The sequence below is a fragment of the Sphingopyxis sp. 550B genome (assembly GCF_057401805.1).
In genome coordinates this window covers 2,872,749-2,892,198 of sequence record NZ_CM171610.1, presented here as the reverse complement: position 1 = coordinate 2,892,198, position 19,450 = coordinate 2,872,749, and the positions used below count along the sequence as shown (strand labels likewise).

The 19,450-nt window shown below is 67.4% G+C and carries 18 protein-coding genes and 1 tRNA gene; 7 read left to right on the top strand and 12 right to left on the bottom strand.

Going from position 1 to position 19,450, the window contains the following annotated elements:
• Nucleotides 1-392 precede the first annotated feature (392 nt).
• The 3 genes from AC2S9W_RS13585 to hspQ all read left to right on the top strand — a co-directional run bounded on the left by AC2S9W_RS13585 (nt 393) and on the right by hspQ (nt 4,252).
• The gene (locus AC2S9W_RS13585; RefSeq protein ID WP_486571020.1) at nt 393-3,614 is read left to right on the top strand and encodes an amidohydrolase family protein; all 3,222 of its coding nucleotides are present in this window, start codon (nt 393-395) and stop codon (nt 3,612-3,614) included.
• A gap of 82 nt (nt 3,615-3,696) precedes the next feature.
• Nucleotides 3,697-3,786 (top strand) — tRNA-Ser (locus AC2S9W_RS13580).
• A gap of 88 nt (nt 3,787-3,874) precedes the next feature.
• The gene (gene hspQ / locus AC2S9W_RS13575; protein WP_076075407.1) at nt 3,875-4,252 is read left to right on the top strand and encodes a heat shock protein HspQ; all 378 of its coding nucleotides are present in this window, start codon (nt 3,875-3,877) and stop codon (nt 4,250-4,252) included.
• 12 nt (nt 4,253-4,264) lie between these two features.
• On the opposite strand, the gene AC2S9W_RS13570 is transcribed toward hspQ, so the two are convergent.
• Nucleotides 4,265-5,137 (bottom strand): ABC transporter permease, encoded by an 873-nt coding sequence (locus AC2S9W_RS13570; RefSeq protein WP_067113577.1) that lies wholly within the window; start codon nt 5,135-5,137, stop codon nt 4,265-4,267.
• A gap of 109 nt (nt 5,138-5,246) precedes the next feature.
• Here AC2S9W_RS13570 and AC2S9W_RS13565 point away from each other — a divergent pair, with 109 nt between their 5' ends.
• Complete coding sequence (locus tag AC2S9W_RS13565; protein ID WP_076075410.1) at nt 5,247-5,930, top strand: GcrA family cell cycle regulator; 684 nt, start codon at nt 5,247-5,249, stop codon at nt 5,928-5,930.
• Nucleotides 5,927-6,400, top strand: coding sequence for a PaaI family thioesterase (locus AC2S9W_RS13560; RefSeq protein WP_486571019.1), 474 nt, complete (start codon nt 5,927-5,929; stop codon nt 6,398-6,400). The genes AC2S9W_RS13565 and AC2S9W_RS13560 overlap by 4 nt, the downstream gene beginning before the upstream one ends.
• On the opposite strand, the gene AC2S9W_RS13555 is transcribed toward AC2S9W_RS13560, so the two are convergent.
• The gene (locus AC2S9W_RS13555) at nt 6,388-7,209 is read right to left on the bottom strand and encodes an outer membrane protein (protein ID WP_486571018.1); all 822 of its coding nucleotides are present in this window, start codon (nt 7,207-7,209) and stop codon (nt 6,388-6,390) included. The genes AC2S9W_RS13560 and AC2S9W_RS13555 overlap by 13 nt on opposite strands.
• Before the next feature lie 170 nt (nt 7,210-7,379).
• Here AC2S9W_RS13555 and parE point away from each other — a divergent pair, with 170 nt between their 5' ends.
• Nucleotides 7,380-9,359, top strand: a complete 1,980-nt coding sequence (parE, locus tag AC2S9W_RS13550; protein WP_486571017.1) for a DNA topoisomerase IV subunit B — start codon at nt 7,380-7,382, stop codon at nt 9,357-9,359.
• 50 nt (nt 9,360-9,409) lie between these two features.
• Nucleotides 9,410-10,762 carry a serine hydrolase gene (locus AC2S9W_RS13545; RefSeq protein WP_076075417.1) on the top strand — a complete coding sequence of 451 codons (1,353 nt, stop codon included), beginning with the start codon at nt 9,410-9,412 and terminating at the stop codon, nt 10,760-10,762.
• Here AC2S9W_RS13545 and AC2S9W_RS13540 read toward each other — a convergent pair.
• The 10 genes from AC2S9W_RS13540 to AC2S9W_RS13495 form a co-directional block, all read right to left on the bottom strand.
• A complete protein-coding gene (locus AC2S9W_RS13540; protein ID WP_067108945.1) occupies nt 10,731-11,522 on the bottom strand; it encodes a LysR family transcriptional regulator in 792 nt (263 codons plus the stop codon). The two genes, AC2S9W_RS13545 and AC2S9W_RS13540, sit on opposite strands and share 32 nt — an antisense overlap.
• Nucleotides 11,519-11,920: a Co2+/Mg2+ efflux protein ApaG gene (apaG, locus tag AC2S9W_RS13535; protein ID WP_174521650.1), complete on the bottom strand. Its 402-nt coding sequence runs from the start codon at nt 11,918-11,920 to the stop codon at nt 11,519-11,521. The genes AC2S9W_RS13540 and apaG overlap by 4 nt, the downstream gene beginning before the upstream one ends.
• Before the next feature lie 17 nt (nt 11,921-11,937).
• On the bottom strand, nt 11,938-13,146 hold the full coding sequence (locus AC2S9W_RS13530; RefSeq protein WP_067108946.1) for a trans-sulfuration enzyme family protein: 1,209 nt from the start codon (nt 13,144-13,146) through the stop codon (nt 11,938-11,940).
• Nucleotides 13,143-14,198 (bottom strand): 3-isopropylmalate dehydrogenase, encoded by a 1,056-nt coding sequence (gene leuB / locus AC2S9W_RS13525; RefSeq protein ID WP_067108948.1) that lies wholly within the window; start codon nt 14,196-14,198, stop codon nt 13,143-13,145. Before leuB ends, AC2S9W_RS13530 begins: the two co-directional genes overlap by 4 nt.
• Before the next feature lie 166 nt (nt 14,199-14,364).
• Complete coding sequence (recO, locus tag AC2S9W_RS13520) at nt 14,365-15,114, bottom strand: DNA repair protein RecO (protein WP_104959649.1); 750 nt, start codon at nt 15,112-15,114, stop codon at nt 14,365-14,367.
• Between the two features lie 4 nt (nt 15,115-15,118).
• The gene (locus AC2S9W_RS13515) at nt 15,119-15,778 is read right to left on the bottom strand and encodes a uracil-DNA glycosylase family protein (protein ID WP_486571016.1); all 660 of its coding nucleotides are present in this window, start codon (nt 15,776-15,778) and stop codon (nt 15,119-15,121) included.
• Between the two features lie 49 nt (nt 15,779-15,827).
• Nucleotides 15,828-16,220, bottom strand: coding sequence for a PaaI family thioesterase (locus AC2S9W_RS13510; RefSeq protein ID WP_076075423.1), 393 nt, complete (start codon nt 16,218-16,220; stop codon nt 15,828-15,830).
• Nucleotides 16,221-16,270: 50 nt separating this feature from the next.
• Nucleotides 16,271-18,205 (bottom strand): excinuclease ABC subunit UvrC, encoded by a 1,935-nt coding sequence (gene uvrC, locus AC2S9W_RS13505; RefSeq protein WP_067109017.1) that lies wholly within the window; start codon nt 18,203-18,205, stop codon nt 16,271-16,273.
• A 125-nt stretch (nt 18,206-18,330) separates the two neighbouring features.
• Complete coding sequence (locus AC2S9W_RS13500; protein WP_076075425.1) at nt 18,331-18,879, bottom strand: F0F1 ATP synthase subunit B family protein; 549 nt, start codon at nt 18,877-18,879, stop codon at nt 18,331-18,333.
• Nucleotides 18,872-19,369, bottom strand: a complete 498-nt coding sequence (locus AC2S9W_RS13495; RefSeq protein ID WP_104959647.1) for a F0F1 ATP synthase subunit B family protein — start codon at nt 19,367-19,369, stop codon at nt 18,872-18,874. Before AC2S9W_RS13495 ends, AC2S9W_RS13500 begins: the two co-directional genes overlap by 8 nt.
• Nucleotides 19,370-19,450: the final 81 nt, after the last annotated feature.

Genomic DNA, 19,450 nt, shown 5'->3' with positions numbered 1-19,450 from the left:
TTAGCAATTATCCCCTTCCGACAGGTGAGCGTTCCCCGGCGAAAGCCGGGGTCCAGATGGCACAGCGCTGCCTCGCATGGACCCCGGCTTTCGCCGGGGATCACCAGCGTCCCTGTCTCTAAGATATAAACGCCAACTTGTTTCAGGGTCCATGGTCTGCTCTCACCTGAAAGGCGGCGCAAAAGGAGAGCTCCGACCATGGATGCTGAAACGAGTTCAGCATGACGAACGGATGAGGCAGCGCGCCGAACGCCAAATCCCCACAGGCCATAGGACGACATGGGACGACCGTCACCTGTCGAGCCTGCCAGGCTTCTCATCGAAAGCCGCGCCTTGCAATGATGGGGCAAGGTCATATGGTCGCGGCATATTTCAACAGGGGATCATCATTCATGGCGCGTTTCGCAATCGCCTTCGCGGCGGCTCTGGCCTGTTCGACTTCGGCTCACGCGCAGGCCGCCGCCGAAGCAACCGGTACCGACACGTGGGACGTCAACGCCCCGCCCGGCATGACGACGCGCACGGTACCGATCGCGGTCGACGAGGGAAGCTGGATGAACGTGGACGTCGCGCCCGACGGCCGCACCATCGCCTTCGACCTGCTCGGCGACATCTATACGATGCCGATCGAGGGCGGGACACCGACGCGGATCGCCGAGGGGCTCGCCTATGAGCAGCAGCCGCGCTTCTCGCCCGACGGTTCGCGCATCGCCTTCGTCTCCGACCGTGGCGGCGGCGACAATATCTGGGTGATGAACCGCGACGGCAGCGACAAGCGCCAACTCTCCAAGGAGGATTTCCGCCTTCTCAACCAGCCGAGCTGGAGCCCCGACGGCCAGTTCATCGTCGCCAAGAAGCATTTCACCACCGGCCGCTCGCTCGGCACCGGCGAGGTGTGGCTGTATCATATTTCGGGCGGCGGCGGCGTTCCGCTGGTCAAGCGCCCGAGCGAGCGCCACCAGAAGGAACTCGGCGAGCCGACCTTCGCGCCCGACGGCAAGGGCGTCTATTACACCCGCAACGTCTCCCCCGGCCCGATCTTCGAATATGCGCAGGACAGCAACACCGACCTGTTCCATATCGAACGCTATGACATGGACAGCGGTGCGATCACCACCGTCGCGGGCGGTCCCGGCGGCGCGGTGCGGCCGACGCCCTCGCCCGACGGCAAGCGCATCGCCTACGTCCGCCGCGAAGGCATGGAATCGAAGCTTTATGTGAAGGACCTCGCCTCGGGCGCCGAGCGCAAGCTCTATGACGCGCTCGATCAGGATGTGCAGGAAACCTGGGCCGTCACCGGCGTCTATCCGAACATGGCGTGGACCCCCGACGGCCGCGACATCCTGTTCTGGGCCGGCGGCAAGCTGCGCCGCGTGGCGGGCGACGGCGGCGAAGCGCGCGTCATCCCCTTCCGAATCTCCGACGACCGCGTGATCGTCGACGCCGTCCATCCCGCGGTGGCAGTCGCGCCCGACAGCTTCGAGACGCAGATGCCGCGCTGGGCCGAAGTGTCGCCCGACGGCGGCCAGGTCGTGTTCGAAACGCTGGGCAAGCTGTGGATCAAGCCCGCGACCGGCGGCACCGCCCGGCGCCTGACCGCGGCGAAGGATGCTGCGTTCGAGATGTGGCCGAGCTGGTCGCGCGACGGCAAGTCGGTCGTCTTCGTGCGCTGGACCGACGCGGGGCTCGGCGAAGTCCATGTCGTCGGCACCGGCGGCGGCGCGACGCGCAGGGTGACGAGCGTGCCCGGCCACTATGCCGAGCCGCGCTTCTCCCCCGACGGCGGGACGATCGTCTTCGAACGGCGCGGCGGCGGCTACCTGACCTCCGGACGCTGGGGCGCGAACCCCGGCGTCTATCGCGTCGCGGCGGCCGGCGGCACGCCCGAACTCGTCGACGCGGACGGCGCCAAGCCGCAGTTCGGCGGATCGGGCGATCGATTGTTCATGGTCGCATCGGGCGGCGGCAAGAGCCAGCTTGTCAGCACCGACCTGTCGGGGCAGGACAAGCGCGTTCATGCCAGCGGCGAGCTGGTCAGCGATTACGAGATCTCGCCCGACGGCCGCACCCTCGCCTTCCGCCAGAACCACGACGTCTATGTCACGCCGCTGATGCCGGGCGCGCAGGATGTCGCGCTGGGGATGAAGGGCGGCGCGCTGCCCGTGACGCGCGTCAGCGACAGCGGCGCCGATTATGTCCACTGGTCGAACGGCGGCCGCCGGCTTCACTGGACGCGCGGCCCGACGCTGTTCAGCGCCGACCTTTCCGCCCTGTTCGCCAGCGCGCCGGGCGCGAAGGCGGCCTTCACGCCGCCCGCCGACGGCGTGTCGCTGTCGATGACGCAGACGGCGGCGAAGCATCGCGGCGCGGTGCTGATCACCGGCGCGAAGATCGTCACCATGGCCGACAAGCAGGGCGGGATCGTCGACAATGGCGCGATCCTGATCGAGGACGACCGCATCGCGGCGATCGGCCCGGCGGGGTCGCTCACCGTCCCGGCGGGCACGGTGACGATCGACGCGGCGGGCAAGACCATCGTTCCCGGCTTCGTCGACGGTCACGCGCACGGCCCGCACGGCGACGACGAACTGGTGCCGCAGCAGAACTGGTCGGAGATCGTCAATCTGGCGATGGGCACGACCACCAGCCACAACCCGTCGTCGCGCGCCTCCGAAATCTTCGTCTCGTCCGAAATGCAGCGCGCGGGCCTGATCCTCGCGCCGCGCATCTTTTCGACCGGCGAGGCGATCTATGGCGCGAAGGCGGCGGGCATCTATGCCGAGATCGACAGCTATGCCGATGCGCTCGCGCATGTCCGGCGTCTGAAGGCGCAGGGCGGGCACAGCGTCAAGAACTACAACCAGCCGCGCCGCGAACAGCGCCAGATGGTCGTGCGCGCCGCGCAGGCCGAGGGGATGACCGTCGTGCCCGAAGGCGGGTCGATGTACGCGCAGGGCGTGACCCTGATCCAGGACGGCAACGCGACGGTCGAGCACAATATCCCGCTCCACATCTTCTACGGCGATCTGGTGCAGCTGTGGGGACAGACCAACGTCGATTATACGCCGACGCTCGTCGTCACCTTCGGCGGCCTCGCGGGCGATCCCTATTGGCGGGCGCACACCAATGTCTGGGAGCAGCCGGTGCTGGCGCGGCACATTCCGCCGACCATCCTCGCGGCGGAGAACAAGCGCCGCGTGATCGCGCCCGAAAGCGACTATGTCGACGACGATTCGGCGCGCGAGGCGGCGAAGATCGCGGCGGCCGGGCGCAACGTGTCGATCGGGGCGCACGGCCAGCAGGCGGGCCTCGGCGCGCATTGGGAGATGTGGTCGTTCGTCCGCGGCGGCTGGAGCGCCATCGACGCGCTACGCGCCGCGACGATCATGCCCGCGACCGCGCTCGGCTATGCGAAGGATGTCGGCTCGCTCGAGGTCGGCAAGCTCGCCGACCTCCTCATCCTCGACGCCGATCCGACCGAGAATATCCGCAACAGCGAAAGCATCCATCGCGTGATGCTGGGCGGCCATCTCTATGACCCGTCGACGATGAACGAGGTCGATACCGGGGCGCGGAAGCGCGCGCCCTACTGGTGGGAATCCGACCGTCCCTGACCATCGGGCGGCGACGCTCCGCTTTTGCGACTTGAGGGTTGCAAAGGCGGGGCATCGCCGCTAGGGGCGACGGCCTCAGCGAGGAGAGTTGGCTGAGTGGTCGAAAGCGTCGCACTCGAAATGCGAAGTGCCGGCAACGGTACCGAGGGTTCGAATCCCTCACTCTCCTCCATTTTCTTCCTGGTTCGCGGCCGTGTCGTGGACGGCAAGATTCACCGGCAGGCGGTTGAAACGCAGCGCCGCGGTCATAAATTGGCGTCATGACGGCAAAATCCTCGCCCTTCACCGACATGCCCGGCGTGCGGGCCCCCTTGATCGAGCGCGCGCGCTTTGCGCCGGGCGACATCGTCCGCCACCGCATGTTCGATTTCCGCGGCGTGGTCTTCGACGTCGATCCCGTCTTCTCGAACAGCGAAGAATGGTATGAGGCGATCCCCGAGGCGATCCGCCCGGCGAAGGAGCAGCCCTTCTATCACCTCATGGCCGAGAGCGACGACTCCTCCTACATCGCCTATGTCAGCCAGCAGAATCTGGTGGCGGACGGCGAAGCCGGGCCGGTCGATCATCCACAGCTCGCGGCGATGTTCGACGGGCTCGACCGCGGGCGCTACCGCGTCCGCGCGATCCACCGGCACTGATCCGCCGCGCGATCAGGCCTTGAGCTTCCAGCCCGATGCCAGCAGGCGATAGGTCAGGACGCCCAGCGCGACATTGACCGCGAGGAGGATCAGCGCCGCGGTCAGCACCGGATGCGCCATCGAGGAATCGACGGTGCCGATGAAGCCGTAGCGGAACCCCATGATCGCATGATAGACGGGGTTGGCATGCGTGATCGACTGGAACCACGGCGCCAGCCGGTCGACCGAATAGAAAGTGCCCGACAGCAGCGCGAGCGGCGTCACCACGAAATTGGTCACCGCGGCGGCATGATCGAACTTTTCGGCCCAAACCGACGTGATCAGTCCCAGAAAGCCGAGCATCGTCGCGCCGAGCAGGCCGAAGGCCACGACCGCACCCGGATGGCGCGGCATCACGTCGACACCGGGCCACAGGAGCATCGCCGCCCACAGCGCCAGTCCGACCAGCACCGCGCGGGTGACCGCGGCGCCGATCATCGCGACGATCAGTTCGCCGACGCCCAGCGGCGGCATCAGATAATCGACGATCGTGCCCTGAATCTTGCCGACCAGCAGCGAAAAGCTCGAATTGGCGAAACTGTTCTGGAGCATCGCCATCATGATCAGCCCCGGCGCGACGAAATCGGCGAACGGCACGCCGATGACCTGGCGCCCCGCCCCGCCCAGCGCCACGGTGAAGATCACCAGGAACAGCAGGGTCGTGACCGCGGGCGCCCAGATTGTTTGCAGCTGGACCTTGAAAAAGCGCCGCACCTCCTTGACATAAAGGGCCTGTGTGCCGGGAATGTTGAGCGTGCGGATGCGTGGGACTCCGGGTTCGGCGAAGGGCTGCGTCGCAGCCGGAACGCCGGAGTCGGATCGCGAAATTTGGGGCTGGTCGTTCATGGCGTTCTCGCCTATCGCCTCCCCGACTTCACCGCAAGCTGGGCCTTGACGCCCTGGCCCGCCGGTTCGCGTCGCGATACCGGCGACCGGTAAAGATGAGGAATAGAGCATGTCATGGACCGATGAGCGCATCGAGCAGCTGCGCAGCATGTGGGAAAAGGGGCTGACCGCCAGCCAGATCGCCGACGAGCTTGGCGGTGTCAGCCGCAACGCCGTGATCGGCAAGGCGCATCGCCTTGGCCTCAAGTCGCGTCCGTCGCCCGTGAAGGCGACCGAAAAGGCGAAGCCGGCGCGATCCGCCCCGGTGCCGAAACCGGCCGCGCCGACACCGACGCCCGCGCCGCGCGCTGCCGAGCCCGCGTCCGCTCGCCCTGCCCCGGCGCCGCGCGCCGAGCCGCGCCCGGCGGCGGCCGTTCCGCCGACGCCCGCTCCCGATGCGGCGCCGAAGGCCGATGGACCGCGGATCGTCTCGATCGGACCCGGCGGCTTCATCCGGCAGGGACCGGGCGACCAGCAGGCGCCGATTCCGCCCGCGCCGCCGCGCCGTCTGGTGCCCGCCAAGCCGAGCCCGGAAATCGCCGACAAGACGAGCCTGCTCGACCTCAACGACCGCATCTGCCGTTGGCCGATGGGGCATCCGGGCGAGCCGGATTTCCATTTTTGCGGTGAAGCGGTGAATCCCGGCTTTCCTTATTGCGTCGAGCATTGCGGCCGCGCCTATCAGGCGCAACTGCCGCGCGGCACACGCCGCCCGCCGCCGCCGCCGCCCTTTGGCGGACCCCGCGTCCGGTGACGCCGTTCGGTCAGGATTTCCATTTCGCGCGAACGCTCGGCCTCCAGATGATCGAGCGCGGCGGCGGCGGCTGCAAGATGGCGATCGCGATCGATTCCGAACGGCATTTCAATCCGCATGGCGTCGCGCACGGCGGTGTCGCCTACACGCTGGCCGACACGGCGATGGGCGGCGCGCTGTCCAGCCTGCTCGACGACGACCAGTGGTGCGCGACGCTGGAGATCAAATGCAACTATCATGTCGGGGTGCGCGAAGGCCTGCTGACGTGCGAGGCGCAGGTGGTCCATCGCGGCAAGCGCATCGCCAACATCGATGCCCGCCTGTTTCAGGATGGGCGGATGGTGTGTAGTGCCAACGGGAACTTCGCGATCTTCGCGGCGCCCGACGCGGCACGTGAAAAGGGCGCCGGCTCCGTCGAGCCGGCGCCCCTTGCGCTGGATCAGACCCTTGCGCTGGATCAGAATCGATAGCTGATCGTTCCGCGCACGCTGTGGGTGCGGAAATGGGGGTCGCTGCGCTGGATGTCGACACCGGTGAGCGGATCGGGCGCCGGCGCGCTGCCCTGGCCGACGCTGACGGTATAGTCGTCGTCCTTGAGGTCGGTGTAGAGATATTCGAGGCCGACCGACAGATTCCTCGCCGCCATCACCTCGACGCCGCCGCCGGCCGAATAGCCCCAGCCGTTGGTCTTGCCGCTGTCGGCGAAGCTGTTCACGCTGTTCGTCGTCGCGAACTTGTTGTTGAGCCGCGCATAGGCGCCGCCGCCCGTGACATAGAAGAGCGCGCCGCCGCCCGGTGTATAACCGGCGCGCAGGCGGGCGCCCGCCTGCCAGTCGGCCTCGCGGCTCATCATATAGCTGTCGCCGGCGTCCGAGAAACCGCTGACGCTGTCGCGCGCCTCGCTGCGTCCGCCTTCGATCACGGCGCCGAGCACGAAATTGCCCATGCGGCGATCATAGCCGATCCGCCCGAAATATTCGGGCCCGTCCTTGTCGTTCCGGCACCCGATATTGGCGGTGCTCGTCGCGGCGCCGTTGCAGAAACCGGGCGCGAACACATCGCCGCCCGCCGCGTCGAGGACCGGGTCGCCATAGGCGCCGTCCTGGTTGGTGTCGAAGACCAGCGTCTCGCCGCGGTCGCTGCCCTGGAGCGTGCCGCCGCCGCCGATCGAGACATAGGGACCGTTGAAGTCCTGCGCCGGGTCGTGATTGTCCTGCGCCATCGCCGGGACGGCCAGGACCGTGGCCGCCGTGGCGGCAAGAAGGGAGGGGAATCGCATGTTATTTCTCCATTATTCGGTGGCTTTGCAGCCGCCCCCCAAACCCGCGGTGTGCGCGCGAAGTTCCTGCGCCACCGCGAAATGCGACGAGCCGAGCGCCGCGCACGATGCATGAAAGGGTCCGAAAACCGCGCTTGCCAGCCCCCTTCGCGCCCTCCTATAGCCAGACCATGAGTCACGATTTGTTCGATGCCGCCAGCCCCGCGACCGACAGCTACAACGCCTCGCAGATCGAGGTTCTGGAGGGGCTGGAGCCTGTCCGCCGCCGTCCCGGCATGTATATCGGCGGCACCGACGAGCGCGCGCTGCACCACCTTGCCGCCGAGGTCATCGACAATTGCATGGACGAAGCGGTCGCCGGTCATGCCAACCGCATCGAGGTGACGCTCGATGTCGGAAACCGGCTGACGATCGTCGACAACGGCCGCGGCATCCCGATCGACCCGCACCCGAAATTTCCCGGCAAATCGGCGCTCGAGGTCATCATGACCACGCTCCATTCGGGCGGCAAGTTCGAGGGCAAGGCCTATGCGACGTCGGGCGGCCTGCACGGGGTCGGCGTCAGCGTCGTCAACGCGCTTTCGGTCGAAACCACCATCGAAGTCGCGCGCAGCAAGCAATTGTATCGCCAGCATTTCTCTCGCGGCGTTCCGCAGGGGCCGCTCGAAGCGCTCGGTGCGACGCCGAACCGGCGCGGCACCAGCGTCAGCTTCGTTCCCGACCCGGCGATCTTCGGCGAGCATGGCCGTTTCAAGCCCCAGCGGCTGTTCCGCATGGCGCGCGCCAAGGCCTATCTGTTCGCGGGGGTCGAGATCCGCTGGAAATGCGCGCCCGAACTGATCGGCGACGACACGCCGACCGAAGCGGTATTCCAGTTTCCCGGCGGCCTCGCCGACCATCTGAAGGACCAGATCGGGACGCGCGAATGCGCGACCGCCGAACCTTTCGTCGGGCGGCAGGATTTTCCGGGCGATCAGGGACGCGCCGAATGGGCGATCGCCTGGCCGCTGTGGTCCGACGGCAGCTACGCCTGGTATTGCAACACCATCCCCACCCCGGCGGGCGGCACGCACGAGGCGGGGCTGCGCGCCGCGTTGACGCGCGGGCTGCGCGCCTTCGGCGAACTGATCGGGCAGAAGAAGGCGGCGCAGATCACCGCTGACGACGTGTTCAACAGCGGCGAGATGATGCTGTCGGTGTTCATCCGCGATCCCCAGTTCCAGAGCCAGACCAAGGACCGGCTGTCGAGCCCCGAAGCCGCGCGGCTGACCGAAAATGCGGTGCGCGACCATTTCGACCATTTCCTGTCCGACAATATGGACCGGGGCCGCGCGCTGCTCGGCCTGATCCTCGAACGGATGGAGGAGCGGCTCAAGCGCAAGGCCGAGCGCGAGGTGAAGCGCAAGACCGCGACCAGCGCGCGCAAGCTTCGCCTGCCCGGCAAGCTCACCGATTGTGCGAACGACGGCCCCGAAGGCACGGAATTGTTTATCGTCGAGGGCGACAGCGCCGGCGGCAGCGCCAAGCAGGCGCGCGACCGCAAGACGCAGGCGATCCTGCCGATCCGCGGCAAGATATTGAACGTCGCGAGCGCCAGCGCGGACAAGATCCGCGCCAATCAGGAGATCGCCGACCTCGCGCTCGCGCTCGGCTGCGGGATGCGCAAGGATTGCGACGCCGACCGGCTGCGCTACGACAAGATCGTCATCATGACCGACGCCGACGTCGACGGCGCGCATATCGCGACGCTGCTGATGACCTTCTTCTTTCAGGAGATGCCGGACATCGTGCGGAACGGGCACGTCTATCTCGCGCAGCCGCCGCTCTATCGGCTCACGGCGGGTGCGATGACGGCCTATGCGCGCGACGATGCGCATCGCGCCGAGCTGGAAGCGAGCGTCTTCAAGGGCAAGCGGGTCGAGGTCGGCCGCTTCAAGGGGCTGGGAGAGATGAACCCCAACCAGCTCAAGGAAACGACGATGGACCCGAAATCGCGTTCGCTGCTGCGCGTGACCCTGCCGCAGGAATATGAGGGGCGGCATCAGGTCAAGGACCTCGTCGACCGGCTGATGGGCAAGCACCCCGAGCATCGCTTCCAGTTCATCCAGGCCAATGCCGCGACGCTGGACGAGGCGGCGATCGACGCCTGAGGCGGGTCAACGCCTCTGAAGGCGAAGAGGGCAGAAGGGAAAACGACGCCATGACCCGCCTCCGCACCGCCCTGCTCTCCTCCCTCCTGCTCGCCCCCGCGCTCCCCGCCCCCGCGCTGTTCGCCCAGCCCGCAGAAACTACCGCGCCGGCGGCGGCATCCTTCGACGCGCGCGCGGGACAGATCGTCGGCCTGCTCACGGGACGCGTTCCCTTTGCGGACAGCTTTGCCCCGTCCTTTCAGACCGCGGTTCCCGAGGCGCAGTTCCGCGCGATCGCGGCGAACCTGATCGCGCAATATGGCCAGCCGATCGCGGTCGACAGCACGGCGTCCGACAATGGCCGGTCGGGAACGGTGCGGCTGCGGTTCGAGCGCGGCATCGCGACGGTCCGCCTCGACATCGGACCGCCGCCCGAAGCGCGGATCACCGGCCTGCAGTTCACCGGCTTCACGGTGTCCGACGACACTATGGAGCGCGTGACGGGGGAAATCGCGGGCTTGCCGGGGCGCAGCGGCTTTCTGGTCGCCGAAATCGACGGTAACGCGATCCGCCCGATCGCCAGCGCCAACCCCGACCGGCAGTTCGCCACCGGCTCGACCTTCAAGCTCTATGTCCTCGACGAGCTGGCGGCGGCGGTCGCGGCGGGCGAGCGGCGCTGGCGCGACGTCGTGCCGCTGTCGCACCTCAGCTTCTCTTCCGCGGCCACCGGAAACTGGCCGCCAGACACGCCGGTCACGCTGCAGACGCTCGCCAACTGGATGATCTCGGTCAGCGACAATGGCGCGGCCGACACGCTGATCCACCTGCTGGGCCGCGAGCGGATCGAGGCGCGGATGCGGGCCGCCGGCCACAGCGCGCCGTCGCGCAACATCCCCTTCCTGACCACGGTCGAGGCCTTTGCGCTCAAAGGCGACAATTTCGCCGACCTGCGCGCGCCGTTCATCGCCGGAAACGACGCGCAGCAACGGCGGATCCTCGACGCGAACCGCCATCGTTTCACGCTCGCCCAGGTCGACGGCGTCAGCTTCGGCGGCGAACCGCGCTTCATCGACAATCTCGAATGGTTCGCCTCGCCGATGGACGTCGCGCGGGTGCTCGTCGACCTGAAGGCGCGCCGGTCGGATGCCGCGATGGCGGCGATGGCGATCAACAACGGCGTGGGTCCGGCGGCCGCCGCCGACTGGTCGTGGCTCGGCTACAAGGGCGGGTCCGAACTGGGAGTGCTGTCGATGAGCCTGCTCGGACGGCGCAAGGTCGACGGCAAATGGTTCGTCGTCACGGCAAGCTGGAACAATGACAAGGCCGACCTCGACGGCGCGAAACTGGTCGGCCTCGTCACGCGCCTCCTCGCCCTCGCGGCGAGGGATGGCGTCACGCCGTCAGCGCCGCCACCAGCGCCTTGACCTTCGCCTGCCGCCATTGCGGCAAGGGGGCGACGAGCCAGTAGCCGCGCTTCACGGCGAAAGGCTCGCGCACCAGCCGGACGCGCCCCGCCGCCAGATCGGCCTCCGCCAGCATCGCCGGGACATTCGCCTGCCCCAGCCCGTTCGCCGCGGCGTCGATCGCAAGGCCCGCATCGCCGAGCCGCAGCGCGGGCTCGCCGTCCTCGACCGGGCAGCCGGGCCACGCGATGCGCGTCTCGCTCTCGCTGCCGTGTCCCGCGACCGTCACCATATGCGCTTCGGACAGCGGCACGCCCTCATGCTCGCCGGCGCCGTCGGTCCAGAAGATCGCGAGGTCGAGGTTCGCCTCGGTGAAGTCGATGCCGTCGTCGGCCGACACCAGCGTGAAGCGGACGTCGGGCGCCTGCTGGCTGTAACGCGCGAGCCTGGGCGCGAGCCATTTGGCGGTCAGGTCGCGCGGCGCGGCGATCGTCAGCGATTGCGACGACTGGCCCGCCTGCATCGCGCGCACCGATTCCTCGAACATCAGGAACCCCTGCCGCAGCGCGTCGAGCCCGGCGGTCGCCTCTCCCGTCAGTTCCAGCCCCTTCGGGGTGCGGCGGAACAGGACGACGCCGAGCATATCCTCCAGCGCGCGTATCTGTTGCCCGACGGCGGCGGGAGTCACCGCCAGTTCGTCGGCGGCGCGCGTGAAGCTGAGGTGCCGGGCAGCGGCATCGAACACGCGCAGGGCGTTCAGCGGCAGGTGGGTGCGCTTCATGACGCGGTTGCCGGTGCCACCAGCGGGAATTGCGGGATCGCGACGAGCATCTGCGATCCGTCGCCCATCTCCATCATATAGCTGCCGACCATCGACCCTTCGGGGGTGGACAGCGGACAGCCCGATACATAGTCGAACGACGCGCCGGGCGCGATCAGCGGCTGTTCGCCGACGACGCCCTCACCCTCGACCTCGCTCACCTGGCCGCGTCCGTCGCTGATCCGCCAATGGCGGCTGATCAGTTGCGCCGCGACCGCGCCGTCATTTTCGACCCGGACGTGATAGGCCCAGAACCAGCGACCGAGGGCCGGATGCGACTGTTCGGGCAGATAGCTCACCGCCACGCGCACGGTGATCGGCCCGGTGGTCGCCGCAAAGGGGAAGAGAGAGTCGATCATCGTCCGGGCAAGGTCGCTCAAAGCCCCACCCTGGTCAATGCCTGGTCGAGGTCGGCGATGACGTCGCGCGGATCCTCCAGCCCGATGTTGACGCGCAGCAGCCCCTCGCCGACGCCCATGTCGAGCCGCACGTCGGGGCTGACGCCATAATGGGTGGTCGTCCACGGATGGCAGCACAGGCTGCGCGCGTCGCCGATGTTGTTGCTGATGTCGACGAGTTCGAGCGCATTGAGGAAGGCCATCGCCTGCGCGGCGCCGCCGGGCAGGTCGAAAGCGAAGATCGGTCCGCACGCCTCCATCTGGCGCGCCGCCAGTTCGTACTGCGGGTGGCTGGGAAGCCCCGGATGCAGCATGCGCGCGACGCGTCCCTCGATCGCCTTGCCGACCGCGAGCGCATTCTCCGACTGGCGCCGCGCGCGCAGGTCGAGCGTTTCGAGGCCTTTCAACACCACCCACGCGCTGAACGGCGACAGGTTTGGACCGGTGTTGCGCTGAAACGGCAGCAGGACGTCGTTGATGAACGCCGCGCTGCCGCACACCGCGCCGGCGAGCACGCGCCCCTGTCCTTCCATCAGCTTGGTCGCCGAATAGGCGACGACGTCTGCGCCATAGTCGAGCGGGCGCTGGAGCACCGCGGTCGCGAAGGCGTTGTCGACGACGCTGGTGATGCCGTGCGCCTTCGCGAGCCCGCAAACATGCGCCATGTCGACGATGTCGAGCGTCGGATTGGCGGGGGTCTCGAAGAAGAAGACCTTGGTATTGGGGCGGATCGCCCTTTCCCATGCGGCATTGTCGCGCCCGTCGACCACCGTCGATTCGATCCCGAAGCGCGGGCACAGCGTGTCGACGAGCCAGCGGCACGACCCGAACGCCGCCTTGGCCGCGACGATATGGTCGCCCGCCGACAATTGGCACAGCAGCGCCGTGGTCATCGCCGCCATGCCACTCGCCTGCGCGCGGCACGCCTCGGCCCCTTCGATCAGCGCGATGCGTTCCTCGAGCATCGCGACGGTCGGGTTCTGCAGGCGCGAATAGGTCATGCCCTGCTCTTCGCCGGCGAAGCGCGCCGCGACGCTCTCCGCGCTGTCGTAGCTGTAGCCCGAGGTCAGGAAGAGCGCTTCCGACGTCTCACCATGCTCGCTGCGCCACGTGCCGCCGCGCACCGCCTGCGTGGCCGGATGCCAGCGGCGCGTCCTGTCGCGATCGAAACCCGTCGTCTTCTTCATCTGCCCTGTCCGTTCAAAGCCGAAACCACCGCATCGCCGAGCGCGGTCGTTCCCATCGTGCCGCCAAGGTCGGCGCCGCGGCAACCGTCGGCGAGCACCTGCCCCACCGCCGCCTCGATCCGCGCCGCATTCGCCTCGTCGCCGCCCGAATGGCGCAGCAGCATGGCGAGCGACAGGATCATCGCCAGCGGGTTGGCGATCCCCTTGCCCGCGATGTCGGGTGCGCTGCCGTGGATCGGCTCGTAGAGCCCGCGGCGTCCCTTGCCCAGCGAGGCCGAGGCGAGCAGGCCGATCGAGCCGACGCACATCGACGCCTGGTCGGACAATATGTCGCCGAACAGATTGCCGGTGACGATCACGTCGAACTGGCCGGGATTGCGGACGAGCTGCATCGCGGCATTGTCGACATACATGTGGCTGAGCGCGACGTCGGGATATTCGGCCGCGACCTCGATCACCACGTCGCGCCAGAGCTGCGAGGTTTCGAGGACATTGGCCTTGTCGACCGAGCAGAGCCGCTTGCCGCGCCCCTGTGCCGCGCGGAAGGCGACCTGCGCGATCCGCCGCACTTCGCTCTCGCTGTACGCCATGACGTCATAGCCCTCGCGCTCGCCGCCTGCGGTCGTGCGCGTGCCCTTCTCGCCGAAATAGACGTCGCCGTTGAGTTCGCGGACGATCAGCAGGTCGATCGCCGACGCGACCTCTGGACGCAGCGCGGAGCTGTCTTCGAGCCCCGGAAACAGCTTCGCGGGGCGCAGGTTGGCGAACAGCCCCAGTTCGGCGCGCAGGCCCAGAATCGCCTGTTCGGGCCGCAGATGGCGCTCGACCGCATCGAAGCGCGGATCGCCGACCGCGCCGAAAAGAATGGCATCGGCCGCCTTCGCCTTTGCCAGCGTTTCGGGCGGCAGCGGGTGGCCGCTCGCTTCATAGGCTGCGCCGCCGACCAGCGCGCGGTCGAGCGTCACCGGCAGCGCCAGCGCGTCCAGCACCTTCCCGGCCTCCGCCATGATTTCGGGACCGATGCCGTCGCCGGCCAGCAGCAGGATCTTCAATGCATCGCCTTCCCGTCCGGATCTGGCCGTTCGCCCTGAACGTGTCGCCGGGCTGGTCTTCTCTGTCACGCCGTCGAAAGAAGGACGGTGCTTCGACAAGCTCAGCACAAACGGAGGAAGCGGATGGCCTTGGTTTGACGGGGACGCTCTAAGCAGGCTGGTCGCTTCACGCAACCGCCCTCTTGAGCCGGTCGAGCAATCTTTCCCTTGCCGTCAGCAAGTCGCGGTTGCGCCCGTCGAGCCCGTCGCGGTCGAGAAAATGCCCGGTCAGTGCCAGAAAATCGATGACATCCGTCATCGTGGGTTCGGCCGCCGTCCCGTCGGGCCGATCGTTGCGCAGGAACGGCGGCAGGCGGAGAAGCCGGCTTTCATATCCGGCGGCGGCGGCCGTGCTTACGGCGCCACCCGACTTCGGGCTGACATAGGCCAGATCGTCGGACGTTCCCGTCACGACGCATTCGCCGAGGTCGAGCCCGAAACCGAGTTCGGCGAGCAGCAACAATTCATAGCGCCCGAGCGCAAGCGCCCATTGCCGCGCCGATGGCGCAACGCCGATGGCATCGAGAACGGCGGCCAGCGCGACGTAGAGGGCCGGATAGGGCTGCGCTTCGGGCAGCGTCGCCGCGGTCAGGCTGGTCGCCCATTCGATGGCCGCCGCGGGCAGCGGCTCGGCAAGCAGCGGCGCCCGGCTCGCCAGCAGCTCGACCGTCGCGCCGCCGAGCTGCTCCTCGGTCCGCGCCCGCAGGTCGAGCGCGACCAGATTCCCCGGCATCAGGATCGGCCGCAGGCGCCGCGAGCGGCCACCGCGCACATAGCCCGCGACCAGCCCCGCCTCGCGCGTCAACGCGCGCAATATCGCGCCATGCTCGCCGTGCGCGCGCACTGCGCAGACGATGGCCTCGGTAGAGAATTGCACAGCGCTACCGGATGCCTGCCTGCAATTGACGGAGTACAATCGTAGCTTCCGGATGAATCGATGTGTCTCCGATTCTTCGTTTAAATTCGATAATCTGCCAACTTCTGGTCGATAGCTGCGCGTCAAGCACTTTGTATGCTTTGGCACCTAGAGCGATGATACGTGCCGGTCTTAGCGCAGATATCGCCGGTTGCGTTGTCATCCTCCATACTCTTCCGATTTCGCCGCGCCGTGGCTGGACATCTTGCCGAGTTCGAAAGGCCAGAATGTTCATGAAGGCAATGTCCGATTCCCTTTCTCCTGTGGCGTCGATGATTTTGGAAATGATGCGCCAAATATTGTGAGTTCTTTGCGTCTGCATCCATAAACTAGACAATGCGCCCATTGCTTCTTTCTGATCTGATACAGAGCGGGCTTCTTTGAGGCGGCGACATGCGTCATAAAGTGCTTTGTCAGAGGGATTGCCACGATAGTTGTCGCCACCGCCGCCTGGGTTGATTCCCACGAGCAGCGTACCACCATCCCATGAAGAACCCACCCAACCGGGTGCGGCCTGCATTGCATCATCAACTGACGTTTGGGGCATCAAACGCTCATCATCGAACACCTCTTGTCGCTTGAGGCGCGCGATTCGAGCAAATGCCTGCACTATTTCTTCGTTCACAGCTCAGCCCTTTCCCACCTTCAGAGAATTCAACCCAAGAATCAGGCGGTCAGGCTGGCCAAAGCACCATCTGCGTCTGCGTTACCAGCGCGACATCGGCGCCGTCCTCGGTCCGGATGCGCGTCTGCCATACCGAGAGCCGCTTGCCGATCCTGACCGGCGTCGCCTCGCCGATCAGCACCGACCCTTCGGGACCGGCGCCGAGGAAATTGGTCTTGCTCTCGATCGTCGTCGTGCCGCTCGCCCCCTCGGGCAGCGTCAGGAACGCGCCCACCGCGCCAAGGCAGTCGGCAAAGGCCATGATTGCGCCGCCATGGACGATATGCCCGGCGGTGCAGATTTCGGGGCGCACGGGCAGTTTGCCCGCGACGCGATCCTTCGTTCCTTCGTGGATGGTGACGCCCAGCGTTCCTGCCAGCGGCATCGCGGCTGCAAAATCCATAGTCTATCCTTCCCTTTCACCCCCTCCTCTGAAGAGGAGGGCATCAAAGATCATCCCCCCGCATGATAGAAATCATACACCGCCTGCGCGACGCCCGCGCTCACTCCGGGCGCCTTCTGCAAATCCTCGAGGCTCGCCCCGCGCACCGCGCGCGCGGTGCCGAAATGCATGAGCAGCGCCTTCTTGCGCGCCGGCCCGATCCCCGGCACCTCGTCGAGCGGCGACGACCCCATCGCCTTCGCGCGCTTCTGCCGATGCGCGCCGATCGCGAAGCGGTGCGCCTCGTCGCGCAGGCGCTGGATATAGAAGAGCACCGCGTTGTTGGGGGGCAGTGTGAATTCGCGCCCGTCGGGCAGATAGAAGGTCTCGCGCCCCGCGTTGCGGTCGGGCCCCTTGGCGACGCCGACATAGGGCAGATCGTCGATCCCCAGTTCGGCGAACACGGTCGAGACCGCCGACACCTGTCCGCGCCCCCCGTCGATCAGCACCAGATCGGGCCATTCGCCCCTGGTCCGTTCGGGATCTTCCTCGATCGCGCGCGCGAAACGGCGCTGGAAGACTTCGCGCATCATCGCGAAATCGTCTCCGGGCTGCGTCTCAGCGCGCTTGATGTTGAACTTGCGATAGGCGCCCTTGATCCAGCCCTCGGGGCCCGCGACGACCATCGCGCCGAGCGCGTTGGTCCCCTGGATATGGCTGTTGTCGTAGATTTCGATGCGCTGCGGCGCCTCGTCGAGGTCGAACAGCTCGGCGAGTTCGCGGCCGAGCTTCGCCTGCGTGCTGCTTTCCGCCAGCCGGCGGTCGAGTTCCTCCCCCGCGTTGCGCACCGCCTGTTCGAGGAGACGGCGGCGGTTGCCGCGCTGCGGCACGCTGATCTCCACCTTGCGTCCTGCCGTTTCGCTCAACGCCTCGGCGAGCAGCGGACAATCGTCGGGCTCGCGATCGACGAGGATCAGCTTGGGCGGCGGCACGCCTTCGTAGAATTGCATCAGGAAGCTCGCCATCACCTCGGCTTCGGGCACCCCCGCGACGTGCGCGGGGAAGAAGCTGCGATGCCCCCAGTTCTGCCCGCCGCGGATGAAGAAGCCCGCGACGCAAAGCTGCCCGCCCTTCGCCGCGAGCGCGAAGACGTCGGCGTCGCCCAGCCCGTCGGCGTGGACCGACTGGCTGCCCTGGATGAAGGTCAGCGCCTTCAGCCGGTCGCGCAGCACCGCCGCCAGTTCATAGTCCATCGCCTCGGCGGCCCTGGTCATCGCGGCGCCGAGCCGTTTCTGCACCGCGGTCGAGCGGCCTTCGAGGAAATCCTGCGCGTCGCTCACCAGTTCGGCATAATCCGCCTTGCCGATCCGCCCGACGCACGGCGCCGAACAGCGGCGGATCTGGTAGAGCAGGCAGGGACGCGAGCGGTTGGCGAAGAAACTGTCGGTGCAGCTTCGCAGCAGGAAGGTCTTTTGCAGCGCGTTGAGCGTGCGGTTCACCGACCCGGCGCTCGCGAACGGCCCGTAATAGCGCCCTTTGGCGCGCCGCGCGCCGCGGTGCTTCTGGACGCGCGGGAAATCATGGTCGGCGCGCAGCAGGATGAAGGGGAAGCTCTTGTCGTCGCGCAGCAGCACATTGTAGGGCGGGCGATAGCGCTTGATGAGCTGCGCTTCGAGCAGCAGCGCCTCGGCCTCGCTGGTGGTGGTGACGATCTCCATCGCGCGCGTCTGCGCGACCATGCGCTGGAGCCGCTGCGGCAATCGCGCGACCTGCGTGTAATTGGTGACGCGGTTCTTCAGCGCGCGCGCCTTGCCGACATAGAGCACGTCGCCGCGCGCATCGAGCATGCGATAGACGCCGGGCCGCACCGGCAATTTGCGCACCACGCCGCGGATCACCTCGGCCCCGCGCGTCAGGTCGGGCTTGTCGCCCTCCGCCCCGCTGCCGCGGACGACATAGGTCGCCTTCTCTTCGTTGAACCGGTCGGGAGCGTTAGGGCGAGCCATGGCTGCCATGTAGGCGATGACGCGACGGGTCGCCATAGGGGCGGGCCAGAAAGCCGCGATAGCCCCCAGAAACAAAAACGCCCGCGGATTTTCCGCGGGCGCCTTGGTCCGGCGATGCCGAACGATCAGCCCTTGGCGACCGCCGCGATGGCCTTATCGACGAGGGCCGCGTCCGCCTTGGCATCGTGCCGGGCGGCGATCAGAGCGGCCGCCGCGTCGGTGGCGGCCTTCGCCGCCGCTTCGCGCACATCGGCGAGCGCGCTGGCTTCGGCGGCCGCGATGCGGTCCTCGGCCATCTGCTTGCGGCGCCCGATCAGCGCGGTCGCGTCGGCCTTCGCCTTGGCGACGAGACTCTCGGCCTCGGCTTCGGCGCGGGCGCGCAGTTCCTCGGCTTCCTTTGCCGCGTGGGCGAGCTTCGCCTCATATTCGGCCTTCAGCGATTCGGCGTCGAGCCGGAGCTGTTCGGCTTCGCTGAGCTGTCTGGCGATTTCGGCGATCTTCCTGTCGAGCATCGCGCCGATCCCGGCGGGCGCCTTTTTCCAGACGAGAACGCCGAGGAAGATCGTCATCGCCAGCGCCACCCACCAGCTCGGCGACGACAGGATCGAGCCCGCCGCGCCGCCGCCATGCGCCGCACCGGCGGCTTCGGACAGGATCAGAGTCAGATTAGCCATGGAGCACCGCCTTCACCGCCTGCTTCGCGTCCGCGGCGGCGACCTTCACACCCGACAGCTTCGCGACGAGTTCGCTCGCCGCTTCCGCCGCGACCGACTCGATCTCGGCCATCGCCGATCCGCGCGCCGCGGCGACAGCGGCTTCGGCCGCCGTCATTTTCTGAGCCAGTTCGGCATCGACCTTGGCAAGGCGCTTTTCGGCGTCGCGCGCCGCCTTGTCCTTCGCATCCTGCACCGCCTTTTGCGCGGCGGCGCGGCTGAGGTCGCTCTGCTGGCGATATTGTTCCTCCAGCCCGTCGGCGGAGGCGTGCGCCGCCTTGGCCGCGGCCAGATCGTCGGCGATCTTGCGGTCGCGCGCGTCGACGGTCGCCTCGATCTTGGGATACATGCCGAGACCGATCACCACGAAAACCGCGCCGAAAATCAGCGCGAGCCAGAAAAGCTGCGATGCGAAGAACCAATTTTCCGCAAGCTGGTTGATCTGTGGCATTTCTCTTCTTCCGATTGACGACTGCCCGGCGCACGCGCGCCGAAAGGCCGCCGCGCCGTCCCGCCACACGGCGGAACCGGC

Bases quoted from the DNA above. Each gene is read 5' to 3' on its own strand.
- AC2S9W_RS13565 (WP_076075410.1), top strand. From the start codon at position 5,247: ATGTCATGGACCGATGAGCGCATCGAGCAGCTGCGCAGCATGTGGGAA.
- AC2S9W_RS13570 (WP_067113577.1), bottom strand. From the start codon at position 5,137: ATGAACGACCAGCCCCAAATTTCGCGATCCGACTCCGGCGTTCCGGCT.
- AC2S9W_RS13530 (WP_067108946.1), bottom strand. From the start codon at position 13,146: ATGAAGAAGACGACGGGTTTCGATCGCGACAGGACGCGCCGCTGGCAT.
- uvrC (WP_067109017.1), bottom strand. From the start codon at position 18,205: ATGGCTCGCCCTAACGCTCCCGACCGGTTCAACGAAGAGAAGGCGACC.
- apaG (WP_174521650.1), bottom strand. From the start codon at position 11,920: ATGATCGACTCTCTCTTCCCCTTTGCGGCGACCACCGGGCCGATCACC.
- AC2S9W_RS13540 (WP_067108945.1), bottom strand. From the start codon at position 11,522: ATGAAGCGCACCCACCTGCCGCTGAACGCCCTGCGCGTGTTCGATGCC.
- parE (WP_486571017.1), top strand. From the start codon at position 7,380: ATGAGTCACGATTTGTTCGATGCCGCCAGCCCCGCGACCGACAGCTAC.
- AC2S9W_RS13500 (WP_076075425.1), bottom strand. From the start codon at position 18,879: ATGGCTAATCTGACTCTGATCCTGTCCGAAGCCGCCGGTGCGGCGCAT.
- AC2S9W_RS13555 (WP_486571018.1), bottom strand. From the start codon at position 7,209: ATGCGATTCCCCTCCCTTCTTGCCGCCACGGCGGCCACGGTCCTGGCC.
- AC2S9W_RS13510 (WP_076075423.1), bottom strand. From the start codon at position 16,220: ATGGATTTTGCAGCCGCGATGCCGCTGGCAGGAACGCTGGGCGTCACC.
- hspQ (WP_076075407.1), top strand. From the start codon at position 3,875: ATGACGGCAAAATCCTCGCCCTTCACCGACATGCCCGGCGTGCGGGCC.
- AC2S9W_RS13545 (WP_076075417.1), top strand. From the start codon at position 9,410: ATGACCCGCCTCCGCACCGCCCTGCTCTCCTCCCTCCTGCTCGCCCCC.
- AC2S9W_RS13495 (WP_104959647.1), bottom strand. From the start codon at position 19,369: ATGCCACAGATCAACCAGCTTGCGGAAAATTGGTTCTTCGCATCGCAG.
- AC2S9W_RS13585 (WP_486571020.1), top strand. From the start codon at position 393: ATGGCGCGTTTCGCAATCGCCTTCGCGGCGGCTCTGGCCTGTTCGACT.